This is a genomic window from Flavobacterium sp. (assembly GCF_043773265.1).
Lineage (GTDB): Bacteria > Bacteroidota > Bacteroidia > Flavobacteriales > Flavobacteriaceae > Flavobacterium.
In genome coordinates this window covers 1-10,092 of record NZ_JAYVFH010000299.1, presented here as the reverse complement: position 1 = coordinate 10,092, position 10,092 = coordinate 1, and the positions used below count along the sequence as shown (strand labels likewise).

Here is a 10,092-nt window from a genome sequence, read left to right as displayed (position 1 = left end):
TGAAAACAATTTTGGTGTCACAGCCAGAACCTAAGGTTGAAAATTCACCTTATTTTGATTTACAGCAAAAGCACAAGGTAAAAGTTGATTTTCGTTCTTTTATACACGTAGAGGGCGTTAGCGCGAAAGATATTAGGGCTCAAAAAATTGACTTGAATAACTTTACCGCAATCATATTAACAAGTAAAAATGCCGTTGATCATTTCTTCAGAGTTGCCGAAGAGATGCGCTATAAAGTCCCAGAAGATTTAAGATATTTTTGTCAATCTGAAGCAATTGCATTTTATTTACAAAAGTATGTTGTTTATAGAAAACGTAAAATTTATGTTGGTCAAAAAGATTTTGCCGATATGTCTACGCTTTTCAAAAAATATAAAGAAGAAAAATTTCTACTTCCAGCATCAGACCAATTGAATGGTGACGCACCAATTACATTAAATAATTTAAAAATAAATTGGACACAAGCTGTTTTTTATAAAACTGTAATGAGCGATTTGTCTGACTTAGCAGATGTTTATTATGATGTTTTGGCATTTTTTAGTCCAACTGGAATTAAATCTTTGTTTATGAACTTTCCAGATTTTAAACAAAATGAAACTAGAATAGCTGTTTTTGGTAGCACAACTCAAAAAGAAGCATTAGAACATGGTTTAAGAATTGATATTCTTGCTCCAACACCTGAAACTCCTTCTATGACAATGGCTTTAGAAAAATATGTTGCCGAAGCCAATAAAGGAAAATAAAAAATAAAATTTTCATTGAAGAAATCCCAAATTTAATAAGTTTGGGATTTTTTTATATATTTGAAAAACTACAAATTACTAATAGCATTAATTTAAACTTATTTATATGATTATTTGGAGAGGAAAAGGAATATTAGTGTTATTTATTTTTGGAATTATAACGTATATATGTTATTTACTATTTGAAGAAAATCCAAATGGATCAGTTATTAAATCTAAAGCATTGGCACCAGCATTTCTTTTAACAGGAATTATTTGTTTCTTTTTAGCCAAAGGTTGGAAAGCTTCTGAAGGAAAAGTTTATTATGATCCTAAAAAAAACAAAGAAGTAACCGTTAGACCAGATCATTCTATTTTTTATATTAATGTTTTTTACTGGTCGTTTATTTTAATAGCATTAGGAGTGTTGAGTTTTTATAAAATTTGGAAATAAAGAATTTTAATTAAATTTAAAGTAAAAATGCAGCATTTAAATTTTATAGAAATTGCAAATCACAACTTTCCTAGACTATACAAAGGCATTAAAAATTTATCTATTATTATAGGAATTTGTTTTGTTTTAATGATTGTATCTAGACTTTTTTACGGAACTTTTACAAGTAGTTATGTAAGCTATAAAACTGGCAAATTATCAACCTTTGGATGGCCAACAATTGTATTTGAATATTCTTTTTTATTTTTATTGTTTTTTATTGTATTTTTAATTTTAGCACGATTTTCTCAAGATTTAAGAAACCCAGCTTTTGGCATCACTAATCAAGGAGTATTCATTAATCAACAATCTTTGCGCAATGCATTTGTACCATGGAATAATATAGATACTATTGAATTAAAAGGTTATTACGACAATCCAATTATTCGATTAAAATTTAAAGATATTGATACTTTACATAAAGGTCAGTTCTTTGTTTATAAAGCATTGTCCAAAGCACAAATAAAGAATACTCCAAGTTTTGCTATTTCTAAAAATGAATGTGTTGGAGATTTAAAAAAAATGTATGAATTTATTAAAGAAAGGATATAGTTCGTTTTTAATTTTAATAGTTTTACTTAAAAACTGTTTTTAATAAAACAAAACAAACTTCATACAAAATTCAACGAATCTTCATTAGTTTAACATCAATATTCCTTTATGCTTGAAATCATATTTAGAAATAATTATAAAAAAATTAACATTTATTAAAATTTTCTTTATATTGCGATTGAATTATTTGTTAATTCTGTAACATTTTTTTTAATTTAAATATATAATTTATGAGAGGATTAGTTTTAGTTTTTATGGTTTTAGCATACCTAATAGGTGGTGGAAGTTCAGGAATGCTTAAAGTGAATATTGATTCACGTACATAAGGAATGGATTACGCATTGGTAGACAAAGCACAACAACAAATCGATGAACTTAAAAAACAAGGTATTGATGTTGATAAAATTGATTCGCCAGAAATAAAGAGTGCAAAAGAAGCTTTAGAAGGAATTCCAGCAAAATGGAGAGTAGATTATGCAGGTATTTTAGGCATGATTGTATCTATTATTGCTTTTATAATGGTGGTATTAGCATTTATGAAAAAAGATCTAGTTAAAAAAATAAGTGTTGTGGTTATTGTATTATCTGCAATACTATGGTTTATTGCTCCAGACATTGAAGCAGGAATGACCTCAGGAGCAAACCCAAAAAGCATTGCTCTTATATCTTTTATAGCTTTAGCAATAGCATCTGCTTGCGCTTATATGAGCTATACACTTTATCTTAAAAAATCAACTACAGTTTAAAAATAACGTCCTTGTTTTAAACAACTACGTTTATTAAAATATCTAAACAACTATTAATTAAGTTTATTAATAGTTGTTTTATTGTTATAAAATATAGAGAAATCCTTTTTTTTTAATGAACAACCTTTTTTAAACTTAAATTAAAATTTTAAATATAAAATTAACTCTAATTAAATTAAACATGAAAATCAATCGTTTACTATTATTAGTATCACTTCTTTCTTTTGCTTTTTCACAAGCTCAACTTTTTGCCTTTATCAATGGGAAAGAAGTAAAATCAGGTGCAACAATTTCCAAAAAAGATTTAGCTTCACTTCAGATTAGCTTCAAAAATCCTAAAAAAATTACTGTTATTTCTGGAGCAAGTGTTTTGTATGTTGATCTTCTTAATACTAAAAAAAGATCAATTCAACAATGGTTTGTTCAAAAAGAAGGATATATAGCAATTGAAGATTTCTTAAAAACAACAACTGCTCAAAAGAAATTTAAAGTTTTTGGCGAAGGAGAATTTCCTCAACGAGGCAACACTTTAGATTGGATTATGACTGCTGCAAATGGTAGAGAGGAAGAAAAAACAATACAAGTTAAAGTAGGGTTTTATGTTGTTCAAGAAACAGGATATAGAGAATATGGTCCTCAAGTACAATTATTAGAACCTCTTGTTTTTAATGTCACTATTTGGGATACTAAAAATTTATTCTTGCCGTATTTAGATTTGACAATAGATAAAACTAATATTCCGGGAGATATCGATTTAGAACAAAGTGGTAAATTAGGTGAAAAAGGAACTGAATTAGGATATGTAATCAAAGACCAAAATTTACAGTATGTTAGCATCTATGCACTAGACAGTAATGACTATCCTGGATTAAATCCAAAAGAACTTGCAAACGATTTTATACATGAAGGTGTTTCTGTTGCTAATAAAGGAAACAAAGTTAACTTCAATGATTATGACTCAAATAAATATGAATTTCCATGGGATAATATCAATGGATTAGATATTTCTTCAACTAATTTGTTTAGATTGTCAAACCTAAGCTATAAAGTTAACAAAGAACTAAAAAAAATGGATATGATGAACTTATTTCAATCTGTAGAATTTAACAAATTGAAAGGTTACACTTTTAAAGATGATGTTGATATTAGAAGTAATATTAATTCAAACGATTGGAGAAAGGTAGGGAAATTTCAAACTTATATTTTAAATCATCCTAACAATCCTAATTTGACTTTAATTGTATCAAGTAATATTTATGGGAACGGAAAAACAGCAGAAGAAATAGATTCATTCCTTAAATTAATTATTTCTAGCATAAAACAATAAACATCTTTTTAATAAACTTTGAAATAGAAAATCTAAAAAAATTAAACATGGATACATTATCAATAATCGGCATGATATTAATGTTCATTGGATTTGCCAATGCAGCATGGGTTGCAATCCTTTATATATTATCTTTAAGTGCTATTGCAGGCACAAAAATATCAAAGAAAGTTGGAACAGCAAATGACAAAACAGATGGATATCTTGAACAAGGAAAATCAATGTCAAATGATCTATTAAAAAAATTAGTTTGGAGATTGGCAATTGGTTGTATTGGTTGGCTTATGTTTTATATAGCAACTGGTCATTTTTAAAACCATTAAAAAATAATTATGAAAAAATTTGAAATCATTTTAATTAAAAGAAGTAATAAGCTCATTCTATACATACTTTCGGCTTTATTATGTTCTATTGGAGTATTTAGTTTTTTAGGCAATCTAATTAAGGACGGGTTTTCTTGGTGGATTGCAATAGTTGGATTAATATTTGTTTTTGGAGAAGTTTTAATTTGCTCCAGACTTTATATTTATTTTACAAGTAATCAAATACGACTAATTGTTGAATCAGATGGAGAAACAATAGTTTTTTACAACAAGAACGATAAAGAAAAAACATTCAACAAATCTGAAAGTATCAATTTGAATAAAATGGGTAAATTTTATATCGTAAAAAAAAGAACTAGATATTTAATGAATAATTTTTCTTATGCCTTTGAAGAAAAAGGGTCCAAAACTAGTTTCTTCAAAGAAGAAATAGACGCTTTTCCTTCATTATTTGAAGCATTAGAAAATGACAGACATAAAGTTTTGGAATTTGTTAAAAGTGTTTCTCCAGATATAGAATTAGGATATGAAAATATGTGGCAAAAAATGAAAAAATAATTTAATTTATTAAAAATTTTGTTTTTATAAAATAAAAAAGTCTCGCTAAAAACGAGACTTTTTTTGTTTTGGTTAGTTTTATGTTTATTAATTATTCTATAATTGCGGACCAGCTTTTAGTAATGCTTGACCTTCTGAATTATCAGTATATTGAACAAAATTCTTAACAAATCTTGAAGCTAAATCTTCTGCTTTGACATTCCAATCTGACGTATCTGTATAAGTTTCTCTTGGATCTAAAATTTCAGAATTAACATCGTGTAGTGACGTTGGAACTACAAAGTTAAAAATTGGAATTATTTTGGTTTCCGCTTTTTCTATTGAACCATCAAGAATTGCATCAATAATGGCACGCGTATCTTTTATAGAAATTCGTTTTCCTGTTCCGTTCCAACCGGTATTAACCATATAAGCAGTTGCTTTGTGTTGTTCCATTTTCTTGACCAATTCTTCGCCATACTTTGTTGGATGAAGTGATAAAAATGCTTTGCCGAAGCAAGCTGAAAAAGTTGGTGTTGGCTCAGTAACTCCTCTTTCTGTACCAGCTAATTTAGCCGTAAAACCAGAAAGAAAATAATATTTAGTTTGTTCTGGAGTTAATTTAGAAACTGGTGGCATTACCCCAAAAGCATCAGCGGTCAAGAAGATAACTTTGGTTGCATGACCAGCTTTAGAAACAGGTTTTACAATATTATGAATGTGATTAATTGGATAAGAAACTCTCGTGTTTTGGGTTACAGAACTATCATGAAAGTCTATTTTTCCATTCGCATCAAGGGTTACGTTTTCTAATAATGCATCTTTTTTTATAGCTGCAAAAATATCTGGTTCGTTAGCAGCACTTAAATCTATGGTTTTAGCATAGCATCCACCTTCAAAATTAAAAACTCCATCGTTATCCCAACCATGTTCGTCGTCACCAATTAATTCACGTTTTGGATCTGTAGACAATGTTGTTTTTCCTGTTCCAGAAAGTCCAAAGAAAACTGCAACATCGCCATCTTTTCCTTTATTAGCAGAGCAATGCATTGAGGCAATTCCTTGCAATGGCAAATAATAATTCATCATTGAAAACAATCCTTTTTTCATTTCACCGCCATACCAAGTTCCACCAATTAATTGAATTTTCTCGGTAAGATTAAAAGCAACATAAACTTCAGAATTCAATCCATGTGCAGCAAAATCTTTAAAACTAGTTTTAGAAGCATTCATTACTATAAAATCTGGTTCACCAAAATTATCAAGCTCTTCTTCTGTTGGACGAATAAACATATTTTTTACAAAATGTGCTTGCCAAGCAACTTCCATAATAAATCGAACTTTTAGTCTAGTATTTTCATTGGCGCCACAAAAAGCATCAACTACAAATAATTTTTTTCCTGAAAGTTGATTAATTGTATTTAATTTAAGAGCATTCCAAGTGTTTTGTGAAATTGGTTTATTGTCGTTTACAGCTTTTTCAGAATTCCACCAAATTGTATTTTCTGTAATTATATCTTTAACAATATACTTGTCTTTTGGTGAACGACCTGTAAATTCTCCAGTCATTACGTTAACTGCGCCAAGTCCTGAAAGCTGTCCTCTTTCGAAACCTTTTAGATTTGAATTTAACTCCTCATCATATAATAACTCAAATGATGGATTGTATATAATTTCTTGGGCATTTAAAATTCCATATTCTTCTAGCGAAATCGATTTCGTGATTTGGGTGTAATTATCCATAGAAAATTAGTTTGTTGCAATAAAAATTAGAAGGCAAAGGTAAAAATTAATTAATACAACGTTATAGTTTAATTAAATTTTATGCTTTTTTCTTTAAAATTTGCATCAACAAAATGCTCCAAGCCACAATTAATAGTAATCCTCCTATTGGTGTAATAATTCCAATTACTCTAAAATCGAATGAGGTTAAACCATTAGTAGCAAGCAAATATATTGATCCCGAAAATAAAGTAATACCTAAAATTGTCACTATTAAAATCGTTTTTTTTGACTTTATACTGATGTGATTATTTAATCCTAAGAAAAGCAAAAATAAAGCATGATACATTTGATATTTAACTCCTGTTTCAAATGTCATTAATTGTTCTAATGTTAACAAATTCTTTAGAGCATGAGCGCCAAAAGCACCTAAAATGATTGCAGTTATTGCAAAAAAACAAGCTACAATAATAATTTTTTTATCCATAAGTGATATTAAATATAATTAAATACAAAAATATCAGTTTATGTATTTAAATCGTTAGGATTTTTATGTTTTCTTTTAGATTATAACAATTTTAAAATTTTATATTTGCGCCATATTTAATAAAAATGAAAAAAATACTATATATAACTGCTACTCTATTGATTTTATGCTCGTTTACAGTAAAGAAAACAGTTGTTGTTCCTTCTGGCGAAACATTAGTTTATGCTGGTTCCTACAATTTAAAAGGATTAATGACGCAACTTGCACAAGTAACAATGACTACAGAAACGGTTGCTACTGCCAAAAATTCATATTTGCATTTATATTGCGAGTTATCAACTTTTAGTAAATGGGATAAGTTTTTTAAGATTCGTGATATTTATGAATCATATGTAAATCCAACTACATTAAAACCAAGTTTATATAAAAGAAGTATTGACGAAGGTGGATATAAAAAGAAAGAAAAATATGCTTTTAAAGGAAATTCTGTAACTAGTACTGCTAAAAAAGGAAACAAGCCAGAAACCACAAAAACATTTGCTATTGGAGCAACTACTCAAGATGTGGTTTCAATAATGTATAAGTTGAGAACTTTAGATTTATCAAAAATAAAAACTGGTCAAAGTCAATCTTTCACTATTGTTTTTGACGAAAAACAAATACCTATTACACTTAAACTTTTAGGAACTGAAACTGTTTCGGCTGGAAATCTTGGCGAAAAATTATGCTATAAATTTTCTATAGGTGCTAAAACCGATGTCTTGAAAGGAAAAGATAAAAACTTAATTTATTTAACCGCAGATGCTAAAAAAATTCCTGTCTTAATGAAATTTAGTATTCCTGTTGGAACTGGAGAATTAAAATTAACATCTGCAACTGGAATTTAATACTGAACAAAATTCAGCATAAACATGAGAAAATTATTTTTAATACTATCCGTATTTTTTGCTCTTTTGAGCATATTGTTTTCGGCTTTACCACTAGATACAATTGCATTTGCCCCTATAATTTTGGCATCAATTTGTTTAATAATAACCTTTATTAAATCTGATGAAAATCAGCGAAAATTACCAAAACTAATTTTTGTTATAACTTACCTTTGTGCAGCAGTAGTTTTGTTTAAAACTTTCCTAATCAAAGACGAAGTAGCTGTTGATAAACAATTTGAAAAAGAAAAAATAGAAATCAAACAAGAAGCTAAAAAAGAGCTGGAAGAATTAGAAGGTTTAGAATAAATTTGAAAACTTAATAACTTAAATTCCAAAATCCAAATCAATATTGGATTTTGGAATTTTTTTATTGAAATTTCTTTAGATTTGCATTTTCAATTATAATAACACCATGAGAAATATCTTGATTATTGGAGCTGGACGTTCTGCTTCATCGTTAATTCAATACTTACTAAACAAATCTGATGAGCAAAATTTGCACCTCACTATTGGAGATTTATCATTAGAATTAGCGCAAAGAAAAACTAATAATCATAAAAATGCAACTGCAATTCAACTTGATATTCATAACGAATTACAACGTCATTTAGAAATAAAAAAAGCCGATATTGTAATTTCTATGTTACCTGCGCACATGCATATTGAAGTTGCAAATGATTGTATTTTATTTAAAAAACACATGGTTACTGCTTCTTATGTTTCAGATGCAATGCAAAGTTTAGATAACGCGGCTAAAGAAAATAATTTGATTTTCATGAATGAAATTGGTCTCGATCCAGGAATTGATCACATGAGTGCTATGAAAATAATCGATGAAATTCGTGATAAAGGCGGAAAAATTATTTTATTCGAATCCTTCTGTGGCGGATTAGTTGCTCCCGAAAGTGACAATAATCTTTGGAACTACAAATTTACTTGGGCACCAAGAAATGTGGTTTTGGCAGGTCAAGGTGGCGCAGCAAAATTTATTCAAGAAGGAAAATATAAATACATTCCATATCATAAATTATTTCGAAGAACTGAATTTTTATTAGTTGAAGGTTTTGGAAAATTTGAAGCTTATGCCAATCGCGATTCTTTAAAATACAGAAGCGTTTATGGATTAGACGATGTTTTAACTTTATATCGAGGTACAATTCGCAGAGTTGGATATTCTAAAGCTTGGAACATGTTTGTTCAACTTGGTATGACCGATGATAATTACATTATGGAAAATTCAGAAACTATGAGTTTTAGAGATTTTACCAATTCTTTTTTGCCTTATCATCCAACAGATTCAGTAGAAATTAAAATGCGAATGGCTTTGAATATTGAACAAGATGACATTATGTGGGACAAACTTTTAGATTTAGATTTATTTAGTAGAACTAAAATTGTTGGACTTAAAAATGCAACTCCAGCACAAATTCTAGAACGCATATTAAACGATTCATGGACTTTGCAACCCAATGACAAAGATATGATTGTAATGTATCACAAATTTGGCTACGAACTAAATGGAGAACAACACCAAATAGACTCCAAAATGGTTTGTATTGGTGACGATCAAACTTATACTGCAATGGCTAAAACTGTTGGTTTACCAGTTGCTATGGCAACATTACAAATTTTAAACGGAAACATAAAAACGCCTGGAGTACAATTACCAATTCGCGAAGAAGTTTATCTTCCAATATTGAAAGAACTTGAAGAATTTGGAGTGATTTTCAAAGAAACACAAATGCCATATATTGGATATAATCCAGATAGATTGGTTGAAACAAATTAATTTAGACACACTTGTTTTGGTTCTTTTTTATATAAAATAAATAGTGAAATTCTACTTTTGATTTAAATATAAAACAAAATTCCTATTTTTGATTAAAATTTATAAAAATGAAAATCAATCAGCTACAAATAGAAATTGACGGAATCGATAAAGAAATTCTTAGAGATTTAATGCTCGATGCACGAAAACCAATTCTTCAAATTGCAAATAAAATTGGAATATCTGGAGCTGCAATACATCAACGATTAAAAAAACTTGAAGATGCTGGAGTAATTTCGGGTTCAAAATTTATAGTTAACAATAAGGTTTTGGGCTACAGAACTATGGCTTTCATAGGGATTTATCTTGAAAAAGCGGCAAGCAATTCAGAAGCAGTAAAAGAATTAAAAAAAATACCAGAAATTCTAGAATGTCATTACACAACAGGAAATTGGAGTATTCTTGTAAAAATAATTTGCCGCGACA

The 10,092-nt window shown here is 28.6% G+C and carries 13 protein-coding genes; 11 read left to right on the top strand and 2 right to left on the bottom strand.

Annotated elements, in window-relative coordinates:
- The 7 genes from ACH2BO_RS15500 to ACH2BO_RS15470 form a co-directional block, all read left to right on the top strand.
- Window positions 1-743: uroporphyrinogen-III synthase (locus ACH2BO_RS15500; protein WP_395045635.1), on the top strand; the 743-nt coding region annotated here is incomplete at its 5' end.
- A 106-nt stretch (window positions 744-849) separates the two neighbouring features.
- Window positions 850-1,176 (top strand): hypothetical protein, encoded by a 327-nt coding sequence (locus tag ACH2BO_RS15495; protein WP_395045634.1) that lies wholly within the window; start codon window positions 850-852, stop codon window positions 1,174-1,176.
- Window positions 1,177-1,203: 27 nt separating this feature from the next.
- Window positions 1,204-1,767 (top strand): hypothetical protein, encoded by a 564-nt coding sequence (locus ACH2BO_RS15490; protein WP_395045633.1) that lies wholly within the window; start codon window positions 1,204-1,206, stop codon window positions 1,765-1,767.
- Between the two features lie 329 nt (window positions 1,768-2,096).
- Window positions 2,097-2,513 carry a hypothetical protein gene (locus tag ACH2BO_RS15485; RefSeq protein ID WP_395045632.1) on the top strand — a complete coding sequence of 139 codons (417 nt, stop codon included), beginning with the start codon at window positions 2,097-2,099 and terminating at the stop codon, window positions 2,511-2,513.
- Between the two features lie 181 nt (window positions 2,514-2,694).
- Window positions 2,695-3,840 carry a hypothetical protein gene (locus ACH2BO_RS15480; protein WP_395045631.1) on the top strand — a complete coding sequence of 382 codons (1,146 nt, stop codon included), beginning with the start codon at window positions 2,695-2,697 and terminating at the stop codon, window positions 3,838-3,840.
- A gap of 47 nt (window positions 3,841-3,887) precedes the next feature.
- Window positions 3,888-4,154, top strand: coding sequence for a hypothetical protein (locus ACH2BO_RS15475; protein WP_395045630.1), 267 nt, complete (start codon window positions 3,888-3,890; stop codon window positions 4,152-4,154).
- A gap of 18 nt (window positions 4,155-4,172) precedes the next feature.
- Entirely contained in the window at window positions 4,173-4,721 is a 549-nt protein-coding gene (locus ACH2BO_RS15470; RefSeq protein ID WP_395045629.1) for a hypothetical protein, read from the top strand.
- A 96-nt stretch (window positions 4,722-4,817) separates the two neighbouring features.
- Here ACH2BO_RS15470 and pckA read toward each other — a convergent pair whose 3' ends face one another.
- Window positions 4,818-6,443 (bottom strand): phosphoenolpyruvate carboxykinase (ATP), encoded by a 1,626-nt coding sequence (pckA, locus tag ACH2BO_RS15465; RefSeq protein WP_395045628.1) that lies wholly within the window; start codon window positions 6,441-6,443, stop codon window positions 4,818-4,820.
- A 79-nt stretch (window positions 6,444-6,522) separates the two neighbouring features.
- Window positions 6,523-6,909 carry a DUF423 domain-containing protein gene (locus ACH2BO_RS15460; protein WP_395045627.1) on the bottom strand — a complete coding sequence of 129 codons (387 nt, stop codon included), beginning with the start codon at window positions 6,907-6,909 and terminating at the stop codon, window positions 6,523-6,525.
- Between the two features lie 125 nt (window positions 6,910-7,034).
- Between ACH2BO_RS15460 and ACH2BO_RS15455 the strand changes: the two genes are divergently transcribed.
- The 4 genes from ACH2BO_RS15455 to ACH2BO_RS15440 all read left to right on the top strand — a co-directional run.
- Window positions 7,035-7,796, top strand: coding sequence for a DUF3108 domain-containing protein (locus ACH2BO_RS15455; protein ID WP_395045626.1), 762 nt, complete (start codon window positions 7,035-7,037; stop codon window positions 7,794-7,796).
- A gap of 24 nt (window positions 7,797-7,820) precedes the next feature.
- Window positions 7,821-8,144 (top strand): hypothetical protein, encoded by a 324-nt coding sequence (locus ACH2BO_RS15450; protein ID WP_395045625.1) that lies wholly within the window; start codon window positions 7,821-7,823, stop codon window positions 8,142-8,144.
- A gap of 106 nt (window positions 8,145-8,250) precedes the next feature.
- Window positions 8,251-9,627, top strand: coding sequence for a saccharopine dehydrogenase family protein (locus ACH2BO_RS15445; RefSeq protein WP_395045624.1), 1,377 nt, complete (start codon window positions 8,251-8,253; stop codon window positions 9,625-9,627).
- A gap of 107 nt (window positions 9,628-9,734) precedes the next feature.
- A partial coding sequence (locus tag ACH2BO_RS15440; RefSeq protein WP_395045623.1) for an Lrp/AsnC family transcriptional regulator occupies window positions 9,735-10,092 on the top strand: 358 nt, incomplete at its 3' end.